Genomic DNA, 18,586 nt, shown 5'->3' on the forward strand with positions numbered 1-18,586 from the left:
GTTGAGGGGCGGTCCTTAACTATGTTAATGATTGTCTTGATAGATGCGATACGGTTCACGACTTCCAGGACGGCACGGCATGGCTCTCGACCTCAAACCGCTGATCAACCCGGATTCGGTGGCCATCATCGGCGCCTCGCCCAACGAGGCCGGGCACGCCGGACGCTGCCTGGCCAACCTGGAGCGGACCGGCTACCCCGGCCGCATCTACCCGGTCAACCCCAAGTACGACAGCATCGGCGCGCACACCTGCTACCCCTCCGCCCGTGACCTGCCCGAGCAGGTGGACGCGGCCTACCTGCTCGTCCCCGCCCGGGCCGTGGAGAGCGCGCTGGAGGACTGCCTGGAGCGCGGCATCCGCACGGTCACCATCTGCTCGGCGGGCTACGCCGAACTCGGCGAGGAGGGCGCGCAGCGCCAGCGGCGCCTGGTGGAGCGCGCCCGGGAGCGCGGGGTCCGCCTGCTCGGCCCCAACTGCATCGGCGTGCTCAACCCGGTCGACACCTACGTCGGCTGCCCCACCTTCAACATCACCTACTCCTACACGCCCGGCTCCATCGCCCTGCTCAGCCAGAGCGGCGGCATGGCCGCCGCGCTGTTCAACCGGGCGCAGGGCCGCTCCATCGGCATCCGGGCGATGGTCAGCCTCGGCAACGAGGCCGACATCCAGATGGGGGAGCTGCTCGACGCCTTCGTCGCCGACCCGCAGACCGAGGTGATCGCGGTCTACGTGGAGCAGCTGCGCGACGCCGAGCGGTTCGCCGCCGCCGCCGAACGCGCCCGCGCGGCCGGCAAGCCGATCGTGCTGCTCAAGGTCGGCGGATCGGAGGCCGGACGGCGCACCGTCCTGGGCCACACCGGGGCCATGGCCGGGGAGCAGGCGGTCTTCTCCAGCATGATGCACCACCTGGGCGTGGTGGAGGTCGCCACGGTCGACGAACTGCTCAACACCGCCTACGCGCTGAGCCGCCTGCCGCTGCCCGCCGGCCCCCGCCTCGGCGCGCTGAGCCCCTCCGGCGGCGAGTGCGGCTACATCGCCGACCGCGCCAGCGCCCACGGCCTGGACATGCCCCTGCCCACCCGGCAGACCCTCGACGAGCTGAGCGAGCGGCTGAAGCTGGCGCTGCCCGGCAACCCGCTGGACACCACCGGGCAGGTCATCGGCGACGGCGACCTGCTCAGCGAGGTCATGCGGATCTTCACCGCCGACCCGAACCTGGACATGGTCAACCTGGGCATCCCCACCTGGGGGCCCTACGACTCCGACGCGCTGCTGCCGCGCATCATCGAGGCGGTCAAGGCCTGCGACAAGCCCGCGGTGATCTCCGCCTGGACCGCCCGCGACCTCACCGAGCGGGCCGAGGAGCTGCTGCGCGAGTCCGGGGTGTGCTGGTTCGCCAGCTCCGACGACGCCATGGCCGCGCTGGCCAACGTGTGGCGCTACGCCGAACTCGTCCGCCGCACGCCCTCCGCCGAGACCCCCGCGCCCGTCGCCCTGCCCCGGCCCGACGTCGACGAACTCAACGAGCACGCCGCCAAACGGCTGCTCGCCGAGGGCGGTGTGCCCGTCGTCGCCGAGACCCTCGCCGCCGACACCGACGCCGCGCTGCGCGCCGCCCGCGAGATCGACGGTCCGCTCGTGGTCAAACTGGTCGCCTCCGGCATCACCCACAAGTCCGAACTGGGCCTGGTGCGGCTGCTCGACAGCGCGGAGGAGGCCGAGGCCGTGCTCGCCGACCTGGCCCGCACCGCGGAGAAGGAGAACCTCTCCGTCGAGGGCTACCTGGTCGCCGAACGGCTGTCGGGCACCGAGATCATCCTCGGCGCGGTCCGCGACGACACCTTCGGCCCGGTGCTCATGGTGGGGGCGGGCGGCATCCTCGCCGAGCACTTCGCCGACCGGGTCTTCCTGCCCTGCCCCGCCGCCCCCGAGCAGGTGCGCGCCGCGATCGAGCGGCTGGCCGTCCACCCCGTGCTCGCGGGCGCCCGCGGCCGCCACCACGACGTGGACGCGCTGGTGGACGCCGCGGTCGCGCTTTCCCGGGTCTTCGCCGGAAGCCCGTGGATGACCGAGGTCGACCTCAACCCGGTCATCGTCGGCCTCCGCGGACAGGGCGCGGCGGCGGTGGACGCCGTCATCGGCCTGGCCCCCCGCGCCTGACCTCCCCGAACCCGCCGAGGAAGTCGACCGCACCACAGGACTGCCGAGGCACGCCGCCCCCGCTCTACACGGAGCGGGGGCGTCCGCGCAGAGCACACCCGCAACCACGAACGAGGAAGCACGATGCGGAGTACGCAGAACCAGCAGGAGCAGAGCGTGCCGGCCACGGACGGCGCGGCGTTCCCCCACCTGTTCAGCCCCGTCCAGATCGGGCCGATGCGGCTGCGCAACCGCGTGATGGCCCCGCCGCACTCCTCCGCGATCGGCAACCTGTGGGGCACCGAGGAGGAGGCCGAGCGCACCTTCGCCTACTGGCACTCACGGGTCAGCGACGGCGGCCCCGCCTGGGTCGGAGGTGTGACCGGGCGGGTCCGCAACAAGCTGATCCCCGGGTTCGAGCCGCACGGCTACGGCGCGGAGACCGTCGGCTACTTCCGCCTGCCCTTCTACGTGGAGCGCATCGGGCGCTTCGTCGAGGAGATGCACTCCGCCGGAGCGGTGGTCACCACCCAGCTGACCCTGCTCGGCGGCGTGCCGCACGCCCCCTCGACCCGGCGCAGCTCCACGCTGTACAACCACCGTCCGCACGTGCTGCACGTCGACGAGATCGCCGAGTTCGTGGAGGAGTACCGGTTCTCCGCCCGCCAGGCCCGCAAGGCCGGGCTCGACGGCATCGAGCTGCACCTCAACCACGACGACATGCTGGAGTGGTTCCTGTCGCCGCTGACCAACCAGCGCGACGACGCCTACGGCGGCTCCCTGGAGAACCGGGCGCGCTTCGCGGTCGAGGTGCTCACCGCCGTCCGCGAGGAGATCGGCTCCGACATGGCACTGGGCGTCCGCTTCAACCTGCGGGAGGAGGAGCCCGGCGGCTACACCGCCGCCGACGGCATCGAGATCGCCCAGTACCTGGAGTCCACCGGCCTGCTGGACTTCCTGCACGCCGTCATCGGCAGCCCGTGGGGCGACCCCAGCTACATCCAGCCCTACTTCTACGAACCCGCGCAGTGGGCCGACCTCGCCGGGGAGCTGCGGCGGGCGGTGTCGCTGCCGGTCGTCCACACGGGCCGGATCAACGACGTCCGGGTCGCCGAGCGGGTGCTCGCCGAGGGCAACGCCGACGTGGTGGGCATGGCCCGGGCGTTCATCGCCGACGGCGACCTGCTGAGCAAGGCGCGCGAGGGCCGCGTCGACGACATCCGGCCGTGCGTCGGCGGCAACGAGTGCATCACCCGCCGCTACGTGGACCGGCTGCCGTTCGGCTGCGCGGTCAACCCGCACACCAGCCACGAGATCGAGGGGCCGTGGCGGCGTGCGGCCAACCCCCGCCGGGTGCTGGTGGTGGGCGGCGGTCCCGCCGGCATGGAGCTGGCGGCCCTCACCGCCGAGAGCGGCCACACCGTGGAGCTGTGGGAGGCCGCCGACCGGCTGGGCGGGCAGTTGCGCGCGGTGGTCAACGCGCCGTTCCAGCAGCAGATGGCCCGCTACCTGGAGTGGCAGGAGCGCCGCCTGGCGACGGCGGGGGTGCGGGTCCGCCTCGGCGAGCGCGCCACCGCCGACAGCGTGCTCGCCGCCGGCTTCGACGTGGTCGCGGTCGCCACGGGCGCCACCCCCCGGCGTCCCGCCGAGATCGAGGGGGTCGACCAGGACCACTTCGTCTACGACATCCGCGACGTGCTGCTCGGGAACGTGGCGGTCGGCCAGGAGGTCCTGGTGGTCGCCCAGGACGACCACCTGCCGCCGCTGATGGTCGCCGACCACCTCAGCGAACGCGGACACGACGTGACGATCGTCTACCCCACGGCCGGTCCCGCCCCGATGCTCGGCCGCTACATCCTGGGCGGCATGCTGGCGCGGCTGTCCGCCCGGGGCGTGGTGTTCCGCTTCATGGAGGACGTCATCGGCATCGAGGAGGAGCGCATCCGGCTGCGCCACACCTACTCCCACCAGGAGAGCGAGCTGGGCGCCTTCGACTCGGTGGTGCTGGCCTGCGGCGGCGACTCCGACTCGGCGCTCCACGACGAGCTGCGCGGGCGCGTGCCGGACCTGCACATCCTCGGCGACGCCTTCGCCCCCACCCGCCTGGTGGCGGTCACCCGCCAGGCCTACGCGCTGGCCAAGGAGCTGCAGAAGTAGCGTCCGGCCCCGAATCGACCGGCGGACCCAGCGGACCGGAACACCACCGGCGCGGGTCCGCCGTCTCGTTGCGGAAAATTAGTGACGCAAGTCACTTGATTGGTTGACATTGCTGATAATTATCTGAATCATGAGCGGAGGTTGGTGTGGGCCGGCTCACCTCCCCCCGCACGGTCGGGAGGCCGAGCCCCGGCCCGTGCCACCGGTGAACGCCACCGTCCCGCCGCACCGCGGCGGTGGACTCCCCCCGACCAGAAGGACGAAACGATGGGTATCGCCCGCAGTGGCGGAGCTGTCCGCGCCCTCGCCCTGACCGCCACCCTGGCCCTCGCGCTCAGCGCCTGCGGCCGGTCCGCGTCCGACACCCCCGAGCAGAACGCGGACGGCCTCACCACGGTGAAAGTGGGCCTGGCCGCCCCCACGTTCAACACGGCCCTGATCAACCTGGTGATCGACGAGGACCTGGACGCCGAGCACGGCCTCGACATGCAGCCCACCAGGAGCGGCGCGGGCAGCACCAACCAGATCGCGGCGCTGCGCGCCGGCGAGTACGACTTCGCCGGGGTCGGCACCGCCACCGCGGCCGACGCCGTCGCCGAGGGCGCGGGACTGGTCGTCGTCGCCGGAACCGGAGGACTCATCAACAACGTGGTCCTCAACTCCGAGGTCGCCGAGGGACTCGACGTCTCTGCCGACGCCCCGGTGGAGGAGCGGATCAAGGCCCTGCGCGGCCTGACGATCGCCACCAGCCCGCCCGGCTCCTCCAGCAACCTCACCCTGCGCCACCTGGTCAGGGAGCAGGGACTCGACCCCGACAAGGACCTCAACATCGTCCCGGTCAACGACACCTCCGCCCTGGTCTCCGGCATCCGCCAGGGCCAGTTCGACGGCAGCTTCTTCGGCGTCGGCATCGCCGACGCCAACATCGCCGACGGGTCCGGAACACTGTGGATCTCGCTGCCGCGCGGCGACATCGAGGAGTTCGACGACCTGATCGGCGTCTGCATCGTCAGCACCCGGGAGTTCGTGGACAACAACCCCGAGGTGATCGAGGCCTTCCACGCCGCACTCGCCGACGCCCAGGAGTTCGTCGCCTCCGACCCCGAGGCGGCCGGGGAGGCCCTGCACGCCAACTCCTTCGCCGACCTGGACGCCGACGTCTTCGCCACCTCCTGGGAGCAGGCGCGGACCGGATACCCCGAGGGCGCGCTGTTCACCCGCGAGAACTGGGACACCTACGTGGAGCTCTTCGGAGAGGCCACGGACAAGGACCTGACGAGCATCGACTACGAGGACTTCGTCGCCGAGCCCGCCCGCGGCGAGTCCTGAGGCCCGGACCGTGCGAAGCTCCATCGAGGAAGCCCCCATGCACCACCAGGACACCGGCCGCGCCCCAGGGCGGACCATCTTCGAGACCCGGGGCATGGCCGTGGGATTCGGCGACCGGCCCGACGTCCTCGCCGGCGTGGACCTGCGCGTCGGCGCGGGAGAGTTCGTGGCCCTGCTCGGCCCCAGCGGCTGCGGCAAGTCCACCATCCTCAACACGGCAGCGGGCCTGCTGCGCCCGCGCCGCGGCGAGGTGCTCTTCGACGGACGCCCCGTCACCGGGGTGAACACCTCCGTCGGGTACATGACGCAGGACGACACCCTGCTGCCGTGGCGGACGGTCGCCGCCAACGTCGCGCTGCCGCTGCGGATGCGCCGGTTCCCCAAGCAGCGCATCCAGGAAGAGGTCGCACGCTACCTCGCCTTCCTGGACCTGGAGCACGCGGCCGGACTGTACCCCGCCCAGCTCAGCGGCGGCATGCGGCGCCGGGCGCTGCTCGCGCGCAGCATGATCTACGATCCGGCGCTGCTGCTCATGGACGAGCCGTTCGCCGCGCTGGACGCGCAGATGCGCCAGCAACTCCACGCCGACCTGCGCCGGGCCGTCCGCAGCACGGAGCAGACGGTCCTGTTCGTCACCCACGACCTCACCGAGGCCGCGGTGCTGGCCGACCGGGTCCTCGTCATCGGCGGCGGACCGCCCGGGGGAGTGGTGGCCGAGTTCACCATGCCCTTCGGCGCGGAACGGGACCCCGCGACGCTGCCCTACGAGGACGGCTTCGCCCAGGTCCAGCAGGAGTTGCAGGAGGCGCTGACCAAGGCGCGGGTACCGGCGGCGAAGGAAGAGGGGTGAGGTCGGTGAGCACCGTGGTCACCGAACGGGAGGCGACCGCCGAGCAGGCCCCCGAGGCGGCCAAGCCGGGCCGCGGCCGCACCCGGATCCGGTGGAGGATCCACCTGGTGCAGGTGGGACTCATCGCCGCGATCCTGGCGGCCTGGGAGCTGAGCGCCGGACGGCTGGTCGACGACCTGCTCACCAGCCGCCCCTCCGAGATCTTCCCGACCTTCTGGTCCTGGATCGTCTCCGGCGAGCTGCTCTACCACGCCTCCAGCACCTTCAAGGACGCCTTCCTCGGGCTCCTCAGCGGAGGGGCGGCCGGGCTGGTCGTGGGCTGCGTGCTCGGCCAGTCGAAACGGCTGGCGCAGGTGTTCGAACCGTTCATCACCGCGTTCTACACCATGCCCAAGCACGCGCTGATCCCCCTGTTCATCATGTGGGTCGGGATCGGCTCGGAGCTGCGGGTGCTCACCGCCGCGGCGATCGTGTTCTTCCTGGTCTTCTACAACACCTTCTTCGGCATCCGCGACGTCAGCCAGAACCTGGTCGACTCGGTCCGGGTGATGGGCGGAACCCCGCTCGACGTGCTCTTCCGGGTGATGCTGCCGTCCGCGCTGATCTGGGTGTTCGCCGCGTTGAAGCTGGCCGTCCCGCAGGCGATCGTCGGCGTGGTGGTCGCCGAGATGCTGGCGGGAGACCGCGGCCTGGGCTTCCTGGTGTCGATGAACGCGGGCACGTTCAACAGCGACGGCACGTTCGCCGCGATCCTGGCGCTGCTCATCGTCGGCTTCCTCGTGGACCGGCTGATGAACCTGGTCACCCGCCGGGCGCTGCTGTGGAAGAACAGCGACAGGGCGGTCTGAGACCCGGCGGCGCAGCGGCGGACCGTCCCCGCCCGCGCCTGCCGGGCGTCCCGCGCCACGGGCGTTCGCGCCCGCGGCGCGGGACGTTCGCTTCCGCGGCCCTCCGACGGGAAGGACGGGCCCCGGGGCGGATGCGTCGCACAAAGCGCTCCGAGACGTTCGGAACGGAGAAAGAAGCGTTCCGAACCGTCCGGATCAGTGGGCGGAGCGGGGAAATTCCGCGATTCCGTCACACGCCCCGGCCGCGGTCGGTAGCGTCGGCCGCATGCCGACCCAAGAGCACGAGATGCTCATCGAACTGTTCCGCAACCGGCCCGACCTGGCCGCGGCGCTGCTCGACGACGTGTTCGACGTCGAGGTGCCCGCGGACGCCCGGGCGCGACTGGAGTCGGGGGACCTCACCGAGTGCGCGCCCACCGAGTACCGCGCCGACGCGGTGGTGACGCTCCGCGGTGAGCGGGAACGCATGGCGGTGGTGGTGGAGGTCCAGCGCGACGGCGCGCACGTCCGGCGGTCCAAGCAGTGGAGCTGGCCCGCCTACCTGGCCACGCTCCGTTCCCGGATGCGCTGCCCCACGGTGCTGCTGGTGGTCTGCCCCGACGACGCCACCGCCCGCTGGTGCGCCGAGCCCATCGACACCGGCCACCCCGGCTGGGTGCTGCGGCCCCTGGTGGTGGGGCCGGGCGTGCTGCCCGCCGTGACCGAGGTGGCGGAGGCCGCCCGCCTGCCCGAGCTGGCCGTGCTGTCGGCCCTGGCCCACGGCGAGTCCCAGCCCCGGGTCCTGGACGCGCTGTACGGGGCCCTGGCGAGTGCCGAGGACGTGGAGCAGGCCCAGTTGTACGCTGATTTCGTACTCGCGGCGCTTCCCGAGGCCGCTCGTAAGCACCTGGAGGAACTGATGGCGACCGGAACCTACGAGTACAGGAGCGACTTCGCCAGGCGCTACGTGGAGAAGGGGCGCGCGGAGGGTGAGGCCCGTGCCGTGCTGCGGGTACTGGCCGCGCGGGGGGTGGAGGTGACCGAGGAGGCGCGTCGGCGGGTGCTGGAGTGCGCCGATCCGGACGTCCTGGACCGGTGGCTGGAGCGGGCCCTGACCGCACGCACCGCCCACGACCTGTTCACCGACTGAGGCTTGGGGAAGAGCGGAGCCCAGCGCGACGGAGCCTCACGCGTCCGGACGAGCCGCCCGTGAGCACCTGGAGGAGCTGATGGCGACCGGAACCTACGAGTACAGGAGCGACTTCGCCAGGCGCTACGTGGAGAAGGGGCGCGCAGAGGGGCGCGCGGAGGGGCGCGCGGAGGGTGAGGCCCGTGCCGTGCTGCGGGTGCTGGCCGCGCGGGGGGTGGAGGTGACCGAGGAGGCGCGTCGGCGGGTGCTGGAGTGCGCCGATCCGGACGTCCTGGACCGGTGGCTGGAGCGGGCCCTGACCGCACGCACCGCCCACGACCTGTTCACCGACTGACATCCGTGCCGTCTGCGGCCGTGAGACACGACGACGGCCCTCCCGCGACCGGGTCGCGGGAGGGCCGTGGCGCGGGGGCGCGGTCCGCTACGGGGCGCTGCCGCTGTTGGGGCGGCCGCCCAGGGCCAGCACCGTCAGCACCACCGCCGTGGAGACCACGGTGATGACCACCGACAGCGAGGCCAGCAGCGGGAACGTGCCCGCGGTCCACAGGTCCAGGATGGCCTGGCCCACGACCGGGGAGCCCGGTCCGGCGAGCATCGCCGAGGCGTTGATCTCGCCCGCCGACAGGATGAACAGCAGCGACCAGCCCGCCACCAGGCTCGGCGCCATCAGCGGCAGGATCACCCGGAGGAAGACCCGCCAGTCGCGGGCGCCGGAGACCTCCGCGGCCTCCCGCATCTCCGGACCGATCTGCTGGATCGCGGAGTTGGCGTAGAACGACGCCTGCGGCAGGAAGATCACCACGTAGGTGCTGACCAGCAGCAGCAGGGTCCCGTTCCAGCGGAAGGGCGGACCGGCGAACGCCACCAGGAAGGCGATGCCCACCACGATGTGCGAGATCGCCGCCGGAACCTTGATGACGCCGTCGACGAGACGCCCCAGGAACGAGCGGCGCCGGTAGGACAGGTAGGCCAGCAGCGCCGCCAGCAGGGTGGTGATGGTCGCGGTCAGCAGCGCCAGCAGCAGGCTGTTGGTGATGCCCCGGCGCACCGCCAGGCGTCCCCACAGGTCGACGTAGTTGTCGACGCTCAGGGTGCCGAAGTCGACCTGCGGCGTCCAGAAGCCCTGGAAGGAGACCAGCAGCAGGGCCAGGAACGGCAGCACCGAGGTGGCCCCCAGGTAGCCGAGCACCAGCAGCCGCGCCGGAAGCTTCCAGCGGCCCAGCGAGACCAGCGCCGCGCGGGCCCCGCGCCCGCCGATGCGGGCGAACCGCCCCTTGGCCATGATGCGGCGCTCCACCGACCAGGCGACGACCACGATGGTGATCAGGATCAGGCTCATGCTCAGCGCCGTGATCAGGTCCGGCGGGTACTTGCGGGTCACCGCCTGCACGATGGACACCGGAAGCACCTGGATCTGGGCGGAGGTGCCGATGACCACGGGGACCGAGAACAGCGCGAAGCCGATGGTGATCAGCTGCAGCACCGCCGCGCCCATGGCGGGCTTGAGGTTGGGCAGGGTCACCCGGAACAGGGTCTTGACCGGCCCGCACCCGGAGACCCGGGCCGCCTCCTCCAGCGCCGGGTCCAGCGACTGCAACCCGCTGGAGATCGCCAGGTAGGCGTAGGGGGTCAGGTAGAGGGCGTAGACGAAGACCAGCCCGGGCCAGGTGAAGATGTCCAGCGGCCCGGTCTCCAGGTGGACGCCGACCAGCCCCAGCAGCTTCCGCAGCCAGTGGTTGAGGAAGCCCGCCTCGGGCGTGGCCAGGAAGACCCAGCCGATCGAACCCGCGATGGCGGGCACGAACAGCGGCATCAGCGGCAGCGCCTCGGCGGCCCACCCCATCCGGGCGTCGGTGCGCACGTTGATCCACGCCAGCACGGCGCCGATGAGGAAGGCCAGCCCGCCGCCCAGGGCCACGGCCACGACCGCGTTGCGGAGCACCTCCAGGGTCCTGGCGCTGGTGAGCACGTCGAGCACGGCGGGCAGTTCCATGCCCAGCTCGCCGATGAAGGCGCGGCCCACCGGGTAGACGATGAAGGCGACCACGACGGCCGCGGCCACCCAGCTCACCAGCTGGAAGGAGGAGAACCTGCGGCCGGACCGGGCCGGCCGCGCGGCGGCTGCGGGAACGGTTTCAGGCCGTTGCAACGTACTAGTCATGATCGAGCACCACAACGCACGCGGCGGGGTCCACACCGACCCACACCTTCCGACCTGGGACCAGTTCCGGATCGTCGTCCGCCCACACCCGGACGCTGGTCTCGCCGACCCGGACCACGTACTCGGTGTAGGAGCCGGCGAAGACGGCGTTGGTGATCTCCCCGGACCAGACGTTCTCACCGGAACGCTCGACGGTGTCGATCCACCAGCGGTGGGCGCGGCTGGCCACGAACCGGGAGCCGTCCGCGGACGCCCCGGGGCCGGGGTCGGCGATCCGCATCGGCCCGATGGCGGTCGCCACCTGGTGGGAGTCACCGCCGGCCGAGGTCACCGGGATCAGGTTGGCGGTGCCGATGAACTCGGCGACGTAGCGGTTGCGGGGCCGCTCGTAGATGTCGCGGGCCGACCCGTTCTGCATGACCTTTCCGGAGCGCATCACGGTGATCTGGTCGGCCAGCTCCATCGCCTCGGCCTGGTCGTGGGTGACGTAGACCGCGGTGAAGCCCAGGTCCTGCTGCATGGCGCGCAGTTCCCGGCGCAGGATCTCGCGGACCTTGGCGTCGATGTTGGACAGCGGCTCGTCGAACAGCACCACGTCGGTGCCCGCGACGATGGCGCGGGCCAGCGCCACACGCTGCTGCTGGCCGCCGCTGAGCTGCCCGATCGCGCGGGTGCCGTGCGAGGACAGGCCCATGATCTTGAGGACCTCGTCCACCCGGGCGCGGATCTGCTCCTTGGGCATCCGGTCCTTGCGGGGGCCGGTGGTGAGCGGGAAGGCCACGTTGTCGGCCACGGTCATGTTGGGCCACAGCGCGTAGCTCTGGAACACCATGCCCACCGGACGGTCCTGGGGTTCGACGGTGCGCAGTCCGGGCCCGAAGACCGGCTGGCCGTCGATGGTGATGCGGCCTTCGTCGGGGTGCTCCAGACCGGCCAGGCAGCGCAGCAGCGTGGTCTTGCCGCAGCCGCTGGGGCCGAGCAGGACGCAGAAGTCGCCCTTGGGCATGTGCAGGGTGACGTCATCGACGGCCGCCACGATCGTTCCGTCGGGCGCGCGGAAGCGTTTGCGCAGACCGACGATGTCCACCCCGTTGCGCGGCTCCTCCGTGACGGCGGACGCCGGGGTGTCGTGCGTGGTCATGGTCATCGGGAGTTCTCCTAGAAGGGTGGATCAGAAGCCGAGCAGCTCGTTGAGGTGGTCCTGCTCCTCCAGTGCGAGGCTCAGGTCCGGGGTGACGTAGCCCTCGGGCTCGGGCAGGGTGCCCTCCAGCTCACCGAGCGGCGAGATGCCGAAGCCCTCGTTGAGGGCGATCTGGCCCTTCTCCGACATCAGGAAGTTGGCGAACAGCAGCGCGGCGTTGGGGTGCGGGGAGCCCTCCGCCACGGCCGTGTACTGCTCGACGCCGGTGGTGGGGGCGAGGTAGGCCAGCTCCACGGGGGCGCCGGACTCCTGCAGCGGGTTGACCACCGAGGGCAGGCTGGGGAAGGTGGTCAGGGACTCGCCGGCGGCCACCTGCTGGGTTCCGGGGATGGCGCTGTCGACCTTCTTGATGTCGTTGTCGGCCAGGCCCTCCAGGAACTCCTCGCCGTACTCCTCCTTGAGGATGCGCAGCAGTTCGGTCCAGGACAGGAACGACTGGGGGTCGGCGGTGTCGATCTCGCCCTTCAGCTTGGGGTCGAGCAGGTCCTCCCAGCTCTCCACGTCGGAGGCGGAGAGCTTGTCGGTGTTGTAGGCGACGCCGATGGGCTGGGAGTTGACCAGGAAGTAGGCGTCCTTGTGCAGGGCCTCCTCCGGCCAGTCGGCCATGTTCTCGACCTGGTCGGCGGGGAGTTCGCGGATCCAGCCCTTCTCCAGGTACTCGTCGAGCACGTGGGCCTCGGGGATGGTGACCAGGTCGCCCACGGACTGTCCGGAGTCGCGCTCGGTGGAGTAGCGCTGGGCCAGGACGGGGGAGCCCATCCGGACCACCTCGACGGGGATGCCGTACTCCTCCTCGAAGGCGGCGGCCGCGGCCTGGACAGGTTCGTCGGGGATGGAGACGTACCAGGTGACGATGCCCTCGTTCTGGGCCGCCTCGACCAGGTCGCCGCCCTCGGAGCCGGCGGATCCTCCGCCGCCGCAGGCGGTCGCGAACAGGGTGAGGGCCAGGGCGACCGAGCCGATCGGCAGCCAGCGGCGTGTACTCATCGCTCCTCCAATGACGGGGGTGAGTGAACTCATTATGAGGTTTATTATTGTTATCATGATTTGAGTGAGCCGAACAGAGCGTACTGCCCGGTCGATCTGGTCGGACTCAGAGGGGGCGGCCTCCCAGGGATCCTGAGAAGTATGTGGTCGTATGTGGCTGTTCGTCACGAATGTTACGTGATGTCCGTTACGGTGCAACAAGGGGTAGGTAACACCTGACCTGCGCCGAAGCCACGGCGCCTCGCTCCCGGAACTGTCACGGGCCGCGGCCACCCTTCCCGGACACGTCCCCTCCCGGAAGGACCCCCATGCCGCCTGCCCTCCTGACCGGACTCGACGCCGTCGACTGGGCCGCACTGCACCACGTTTACGGTGCCCTTCCTGGCCCGGCTCGCCATCGAGCCCACCGCCCCGCACCGACGGACGTGGACCCTCCTGCTCACCGCCGTCGCCGCCGCCGACGACGCCCCCGACGAGGTCCTCACGCACACCGGCGCGGCCCTGGTCGCCGAGGCGGACCGGCTGCTGCCGCTGCTGGACGACCCCGACGACGAGATCCGGCACGCCGCCACCTGCCTGCTCGGCCACCTGCCCGCCGACTGCGCGTCCGCCGTCCTGGCCGCACTACGGGAACGCAGCCGGGTCGAGACCTCGCCCCCGGCGCTCGCAGGCGTCACCGCGGCCATCGGACGGCTCGCCCCGGAGGGCGGCCGCGCCTGGCTGACCCGCGAACTCGCCGCCGACCGCCCCGCCGCGGCCCGCGCCGGAGCGGCGTGGGCCATCGCCCGGTACGGCCTGCCCTGGACGGAGGAGGCCGGCAGCGCGGTCGTCGACTGCTGGCGGGACGGGGAACCCGTCAAAGGACCCTGGCACTGGTCGGACAGCGGCATGCTCGGCGACATCGCCCTCGGCGTCGCCGACGTGCGGGCCGTGGCGGCGATGCTCGACGCCCTGCTGCGGCACGGCACCGCCGGAGTCGCCGCCCGCGCCGTCGCCCACGACCGCTGCACCGCCCAGCGGTCCGCGCGTCCCGCCCTGGCCCCGCTCCTGGCCTGCGCGGTCGACCACCCCGCTCCCGCGGTCCGCTCCGCAGCGGCCTTCGCGGTCGACGACGTCCTCGCGGCCGCCCGCCTCGCCGCCGACTCCCTCGCCGCCCGCACCGCCGCACAGACGGACGCGCTCGCCGACGAGGAGTCGACCGGGGCCGTGTTCGTCCGCCACGCCCTGGACGCCCTGATCCGTATCGACGACCCCCGGTGCCGAATCTGCTCGCCGCCGCGCTCGCCCACGGCCGCATCCCCCTGCTCGACCTGCTCGACGAACGCGGCCTGGCCTACCACCCCGCCCTGCTCGCCGCCGTCCGCCGCCGTCCTGGAGGCCGGCCCCGACCCGTCGGACCCCTGGTCGCACCAGGAGCACCACAACGAGCTCGTCGAACTGTCCCTGCTGCTGCGGCACTGGGGTGAGGCGGCGGCCGACGCGGTCGACGACCTCCTCCCCCTGGTCGAGGACGGACAGCACTGGGCCGTCCCCGCGCTCGCCGCGATGGGGGAGCGCGCCCGCGCCGCCGTTCCCGCCCTGCGGCGGGCCTTCGAGGCCCCCGCCTCACCCGACCACGTCCGTGCGGACTGCGCCGCGGCGCTCGCCACCCTCACCGGCGACACCACACCCCTGGAACAGTGCCTCGCCCGGCTGGTCGCCGACGGTTCCGCGGACGCCGCGGCACGGCTCGTCCACCAGCACGACCTGGACGTCGAACCGCTGCTGCCCGCGCTGCGCGCCCTCGCCGGGGGCCGTGCCGCGGACACGGACCGCGTCGCCGCCCGACTGCTGCACGAGACCACCGGCGAGACCGCGGTCCCGCTGCGCGCCGCCGCGCACACGCTGGAACGGGGCCGGATCGCGCGAGCCGTGGCGGAGGCCGCAGACCTCGCCGGGCGGCTCGGCGAGGCCGTCCGCGGCCTGGTCCCGCGGCTTCGCGCGCTGCTCGGCGACCCCCACGCCGGACACCCCGCGGCCCTGGCGCTGCGCCGGATCACCGGCGAGGCCGGGCCGCTCCTCGACGAGTGCCGTGCCCGCCTGCAACAGGAGCGGAAGGGCACCCGGGAGTGGCTGGCCGAACCGGAGTGGCTGGCCGAGACGCTGCGCGAACTCGGCGCGGACGCGGCCGGGCTGCCGTCCGCGCTGCGCGCCCTCGCCGAAGGCGATCACGCGCTCGCCCTCGGCGGCACCTGGGGCGCGCAGGTCCGCGACGACGAGCGGAAACGGGACCGGTTGCGCCGCCTCCTCGCCGCGCACGCCGCGTCCGCCCGCTGAACCGGCCGGGCACGCTCACCGCACCCGGTGCAGCGGAGCCAGGTCGTCGGCGGCGTAGGAGAGCCTGTCGTGCACCCGCACCACGCCCTCCACCCGGCGCACCGAGCGGACCAGGCGGGGGATGACCGAGCGCACCGGTACCCGCCCGTCCAGGGTGACCACGCCGTTGTCCACCGACACGGCCACGCCCGACAGGTCGAACTCGCCGCGCAGCACCTCCCGCTCCACCGTGTCCCGCAGTTCACCGTCGGAGACGAAGTAGACGCGCAGCAGGTCGGAGCGGCTGACGATGCCCAGCAGCCGCCCGTCGTCGGTGACCACCGGCAGCCGTTTGATCCGGTGGCGGCGCATCCGCTCGGCGGCCTCCCGCGGCGTCGCGTCCGCGGTGATGGTGACCGCGGGCGCGCTCATCAGGTCCCGCGCCACCGGCCCGCCCGACTCCTCCCTGTGGAAGACCGCCTCCTCCAGGTCCGGGGCGGCGAGCTTGAGCAGCAGATCGCTCTCCGAGACGATGCCGACCACGCGGTGGTCGGCGTCCAGGACGGGAAGCGCGCTGACGCCGTTCATCCGCAGCGACATCGCGAGCCTCTTGAATCCGGCCTCCTCGAACGCGGCCACGACGTGGGTGGTCATGAGGTCGCCGACAGTGCTGGACATGGGTTGCTCCTTCAGGGTCCGCCCGTCTTCGGGCCCCGGGACGGGGAACGCGGGGCCCGGCCCGCCGGGTCACAGCGGCCGCAGCGCCCGCAGGTAGGGGTCGCCCGCCGGCGGCACCGCCAGGCGGATGCGCGCGTCCACGCACACCGCCCCCGACGGGGTCGCCATCACCGGGTTCAGGTCCAACTCCGACACCTGCGTCAGGTCCACCGCCAACTGCGACAGCCGCAGCGCCATCTCGCGCAGCGCCGTCAGGTCCACCGCGGTGTCGCCCTCCTGCTCGCCCAGGGTGCGCAGCGCGGGGACCGAGCGGACCAGTTCGTCGGCGTCGACGTCGGTGAGCGGGGCCAGCCGTGCCGCCCGGGTGCGCAGCGCCTCGGTGTAGGTGCCGCCCAGCCCGCACACCACGAGCGGCCCGAACACCGGCTGCTGCACCAGCCCCAGCAGCACCTCGAACCCGCGCGGCGCCATCGCCTGCACCAGCACCCCGCGCAGCCGCGGACCGAACCGGTCGGCCAGCTCCGCGTGCGCCCGGCGCACGTGCCCGGCGTCGGTCAGGTCCAGGCGCAGCGCGCCCGCCCGCTTCTTGTGCACCACCCCGGCCACGTCCGCCTTCAACGCCACCGGGCCGTTCAGCTCCTGCCGGGCCCGCGCCGACTCCTCCGGGCCGTGGGTCCACCGCCACGGCGCGACCGTGATCCCGTAGCAGCCCAGCAGGTCCATCACCTGGTCCAGCGGCAGCCAGCCGCCCTCCGGGTGGCGTCTCAGGAAGTCCTGCACGATGGTGCGGGCGCGGTCGGCGGCCACCGCGGTGAGGGTCGGCGGGGCGCCCACAGGGCGGGCCAGCCACCGGGCGCGCGCCCACGCGTGCCCCAGCGCGGCGGCGGCCGCCTCGGGGCCGCTGTAGGAGGGCACCACGCCGTGCTCGCCCGCGGGAAGGCTGGTCACCGTCTCCGCCTGGCCCGGGGCGACGGCGACCACCGGCTTGCCGTGGCCCGCGGTCGCCACCACCGGCAGCGGGTCGGCCAGCGCGGTCCGCACCATGATCGCGATGACCGCGTCGACCTCCGGGGCGGCGACGAGCCGTTCCAGACAGGCCCGCAACTGGTCGCTGCGCGCGGCGGGCGTGGTGTCGACCGGATTGGCGCAGGCCGCCCCGGCCGGCAGCAGCGCCTCGATGTCGCGGCGGGTCCGCTCGCCGAGTTCGTGCACCTCCAGCCCGGCGTCGGCGCACGCGTCGGCCGCCAGCACCCCGGTGCCTCCGGCGTTGGTGACGATCGCGATCCGCGGACCCGACGGAAGCGGCTGGTGGGCGAGGAACGCGGCGGTGCCGACCAGTTCCCCGAGGCTGCGCGCCGCCAGCACGCCCGCCTGCGCGAACAGCGTCTCCGTGGTCAGCGCGGGCGTCAGGGAGGCCCCGGTGTGCGAGGCCGCGGCCCGCTGCCCGGCGGCGGAGCGCCCCGCCAGCACCGTGAGCACCGGCATCCGGCGTCCCAGGCGGCGGGCCACCCGGGAGAACTTGCGCGGGTTGCCGAAGGACTCCACGTGCATGATCGCCATCGTGGTGGCCGGGTCGGCCTCCCACCACCGCAGCAGGTCGTTGCTGCTGACGTCGAGCTTGTTGCCGGTGGACACGAACGAGGAGACGCCGATGCCCAACCGGGACAGGTGCTCCAGCAGCGTGATGCCGATGCCGCCGGACTGCACGACCAGGCCCGCCCGCCCGGGCAGCGGCGGGTTCGCGGCGAACGTCGCCTGCAGACGCACGTCCTCGGTCAGGGACGCCACCCCGAAGCAGTTCGGGCCGACCAGCCGCATCCCGTGGCGGCGGCACACCGCAAGCAGTTCCCGGCCGGCGTCCGCGTCCAGGTCGGCGGTGATGACCACGAGCGCGCCCACGCCCCGCTCGCCGCAGTCGCGGGCCACGTCGACCACCGCGCCCGGCGGCACCGACACCACCGCCAGATCCGGAGCCTCCGGCAGATCGGCCACCGACGCGGAGGCGGCGACGCCGGCCACGGTCGCGGCCTGCGGGTGCACCGCGTACAGGCGGCCGGTGAACCCGCCGTCGCGGATGTTGCGCAGGATCGCGTTGCCGACGGACACCGGGCGCCGGGTGCCGCCGAGGACCACCACCGACGCCGGACGCAGCAGCGGCTGCAGGCTCTCCCGGCCCGCGAGGCTCTCCCGTTCACCGACGGCGTCCAGGTAGCGGTCGTCGGGGGCGAGCGGAATGGTCAGCTCCACCACGCCGCGGTCGAAGCGCTGCCGCGGACGCAGCCCGATGTCGGCGAAGACCCGCAGCATCCCGTGGTTGTCGGGCAGCACGTCGGCCCGGAACGCGGTGATCCCGTTGCGGCGGGCCCGGGAGGCCAGGTGCTCCAGCAGCAGGGTGCCCACCCCCCTGCCGTGGAACCGGTCGGCGACGGCCAGCGCCACCTCGGCGACGTCGGGCCGGTCGGTGGCGTCGTAGCTGGCGGCGCCGATCACCTCGCCGTCGAGGACCGCGAGCAGCGCCTGGTGGTCCCGGCCGGGCTCCGCGCAGATGCGGTGGGAGAGCTCGTCGACCGCGACGGAGCCGGAGACGAAGAAACGCATCCGCCGGTTCTCCGGGGACATCGCCTCGTGCATCGCGCGCACCCGCTCCTCGTCCTCCGCGCGGGCGGGACGCACCAGCACGATCGTGCCGTCGGTGAGCAGGGCGTGGGCCGCGTCGGCTCCGAGGTCGATGGTCATGCGCTCCCCCTCTGCGAGGCGTGGGGCGGTGCGCCCCGGCCCCCCGGGACGCGTCCTCTCCGGTCCTGCCCGGCG

13 protein-coding genes are annotated in these 18,586 nt (G+C 72.8%); 8 read left to right on the plus strand and 5 right to left on the minus strand.

What is annotated here, in order from left to right; translation table 11 throughout:
- Positions 1-79 precede the first annotated feature (79 nt).
- The 7 genes from FOF52_RS03525 to FOF52_RS03555 all read left to right on the plus strand — a co-directional run bounded on the left by FOF52_RS03525 (position 80) and on the right by FOF52_RS03555 (position 8,787).
- Positions 80-2,161, plus strand: coding sequence for an acetate--CoA ligase family protein (locus tag FOF52_RS03525; RefSeq protein ID WP_248592405.1), 2,082 nt, complete (start codon positions 80-82; stop codon positions 2,159-2,161).
- 123 nt (positions 2,162-2,284) lie between these two features.
- Positions 2,285-4,297 (plus strand): oxidoreductase, encoded by a 2,013-nt coding sequence (locus FOF52_RS03530; RefSeq protein ID WP_248592406.1) that lies wholly within the window; start codon positions 2,285-2,287, stop codon positions 4,295-4,297.
- A 267-nt stretch (positions 4,298-4,564) separates the two neighbouring features.
- Entirely contained in the window at positions 4,565-5,626 is a 1,062-nt protein-coding gene (locus tag FOF52_RS03535; RefSeq protein WP_282573845.1) for an ABC transporter substrate-binding protein, read from the plus strand.
- Positions 5,627-5,663: 37 nt separating this feature from the next.
- On the plus strand, positions 5,664-6,476 hold the full coding sequence (locus FOF52_RS03540) for an ABC transporter ATP-binding protein (RefSeq protein ID WP_248592407.1): 813 nt from the start codon (positions 5,664-5,666) through the stop codon (positions 6,474-6,476).
- Complete coding sequence (locus tag FOF52_RS03545) at positions 6,473-7,324, plus strand: ABC transporter permease (RefSeq protein ID WP_248592408.1); 852 nt, start codon at positions 6,473-6,475, stop codon at positions 7,322-7,324. Before FOF52_RS03540 ends, FOF52_RS03545 begins: the two co-directional genes overlap by 4 nt.
- A 265-nt stretch (positions 7,325-7,589) precedes the next feature.
- Positions 7,590-8,453: a hypothetical protein gene (locus FOF52_RS03550; protein ID WP_248592409.1), complete on the plus strand. Its 864-nt coding sequence runs from the start codon at positions 7,590-7,592 to the stop codon at positions 8,451-8,453.
- A 79-nt stretch (positions 8,454-8,532) separates the two neighbouring features.
- On the plus strand, positions 8,533-8,787 hold the full coding sequence (locus tag FOF52_RS03555) for an RpnC/YadD family protein (protein WP_248592410.1): 255 nt from the start codon (positions 8,533-8,535) through the stop codon (positions 8,785-8,787).
- Positions 8,788-8,874: 87 nt separating this feature from the next.
- On the opposite strand, the gene FOF52_RS03560 is transcribed toward FOF52_RS03555, so the two are convergent.
- The 3 genes from FOF52_RS03560 to FOF52_RS03570 are packed head-to-tail and all read right to left on the minus strand — an operon-like array spanning position 8,875 to position 12,802.
- Complete coding sequence (locus FOF52_RS03560) at positions 8,875-10,614, minus strand: ABC transporter permease (RefSeq protein WP_248592411.1); 1,740 nt, start codon at positions 10,612-10,614, stop codon at positions 8,875-8,877.
- On the minus strand, positions 10,607-11,761 hold the full coding sequence (locus FOF52_RS03565) for an ABC transporter ATP-binding protein (RefSeq protein WP_248592412.1): 1,155 nt from the start codon (positions 11,759-11,761) through the stop codon (positions 10,607-10,609). The genes FOF52_RS03560 and FOF52_RS03565 overlap by 8 nt, the downstream gene beginning before the upstream one ends.
- Before the next feature lie 24 nt (positions 11,762-11,785).
- Positions 11,786-12,802: an ABC transporter substrate-binding protein gene (locus FOF52_RS03570; protein ID WP_248592413.1), complete on the minus strand. Its 1,017-nt coding sequence runs from the start codon at positions 12,800-12,802 to the stop codon at positions 11,786-11,788.
- 372 nt (positions 12,803-13,174) lie between these two features.
- On the opposite strand from FOF52_RS03570, the gene FOF52_RS03575 reads away from it, so the two are divergent.
- A complete protein-coding gene (locus FOF52_RS03575) occupies positions 13,175-15,118 on the plus strand; it encodes a hypothetical protein (RefSeq protein WP_248592414.1) in 1,944 nt (647 codons plus the stop codon).
- 15 nt (positions 15,119-15,133) lie between these two features.
- Here the strand turns inward: FOF52_RS03575 and FOF52_RS03580 are convergent, their stop codons facing one another.
- Both FOF52_RS03580 and FOF52_RS03585 read right to left on the minus strand, forming a co-directional pair.
- Positions 15,134-15,775 (minus strand): CBS domain-containing protein, encoded by a 642-nt coding sequence (locus FOF52_RS03580; RefSeq protein WP_248592415.1) that lies wholly within the window; start codon positions 15,773-15,775, stop codon positions 15,134-15,136.
- Between the two features lie 69 nt (positions 15,776-15,844).
- Positions 15,845-18,511 carry a bifunctional acetate--CoA ligase family protein/GNAT family N-acetyltransferase gene (locus FOF52_RS03585; protein WP_248592416.1) on the minus strand — a complete coding sequence of 889 codons (2,667 nt, stop codon included), beginning with the start codon at positions 18,509-18,511 and terminating at the stop codon, positions 15,845-15,847.
- Positions 18,512-18,586: the final 75 nt, after the last annotated feature.

This window comes from Thermobifida alba (assembly GCF_023208015.1).
Taxonomy (GTDB): Bacteria; Actinomycetota; Actinomycetes; order Streptosporangiales; family Streptosporangiaceae; genus Thermobifida; species Thermobifida alba.

What these genes read in the sequence shown, in the direction of transcription:
- FOF52_RS03535 (WP_282573845.1), top strand. Translation starts at nt 4,565, where the DNA reads ATGGGTATCGCCCGCAGTGGCGGAGCTGTCCGCGCCCTCGCCCTGACC.
- FOF52_RS03585 (WP_248592416.1), bottom strand. Translation starts at nt 18,511, where the DNA reads ATGACCATCGACCTCGGAGCCGACGCGGCCCACGCCCTGCTCACCGAC.
- FOF52_RS03580 (WP_248592415.1), bottom strand. Translation starts at nt 15,775, where the DNA reads ATGTCCAGCACTGTCGGCGACCTCATGACCACCCACGTCGTGGCCGCG.
- FOF52_RS03555 (WP_248592410.1), top strand. Translation starts at nt 8,533, where the DNA reads ATGGCGACCGGAACCTACGAGTACAGGAGCGACTTCGCCAGGCGCTAC.
- FOF52_RS03550 (WP_248592409.1), top strand. Translation starts at nt 7,590, where the DNA reads ATGCCGACCCAAGAGCACGAGATGCTCATCGAACTGTTCCGCAACCGG.
- FOF52_RS03560 (WP_248592411.1), bottom strand. Translation starts at nt 10,614, where the DNA reads ATGACTAGTACGTTGCAACGGCCTGAAACCGTTCCCGCAGCCGCCGCG.
- FOF52_RS03570 (WP_248592413.1), bottom strand. Translation starts at nt 12,802, where the DNA reads ATGAGTACACGCCGCTGGCTGCCGATCGGCTCGGTCGCCCTGGCCCTC.
- FOF52_RS03525 (WP_248592405.1), top strand. Translation starts at nt 80, where the DNA reads ATGGCTCTCGACCTCAAACCGCTGATCAACCCGGATTCGGTGGCCATC.
- FOF52_RS03540 (WP_248592407.1), top strand. Translation starts at nt 5,664, where the DNA reads ATGCACCACCAGGACACCGGCCGCGCCCCAGGGCGGACCATCTTCGAG.
- FOF52_RS03530 (WP_248592406.1), top strand. Translation starts at nt 2,285, where the DNA reads ATGCGGAGTACGCAGAACCAGCAGGAGCAGAGCGTGCCGGCCACGGAC.
- FOF52_RS03565 (WP_248592412.1), bottom strand. Translation starts at nt 11,761, where the DNA reads ATGACCATGACCACGCACGACACCCCGGCGTCCGCCGTCACGGAGGAG.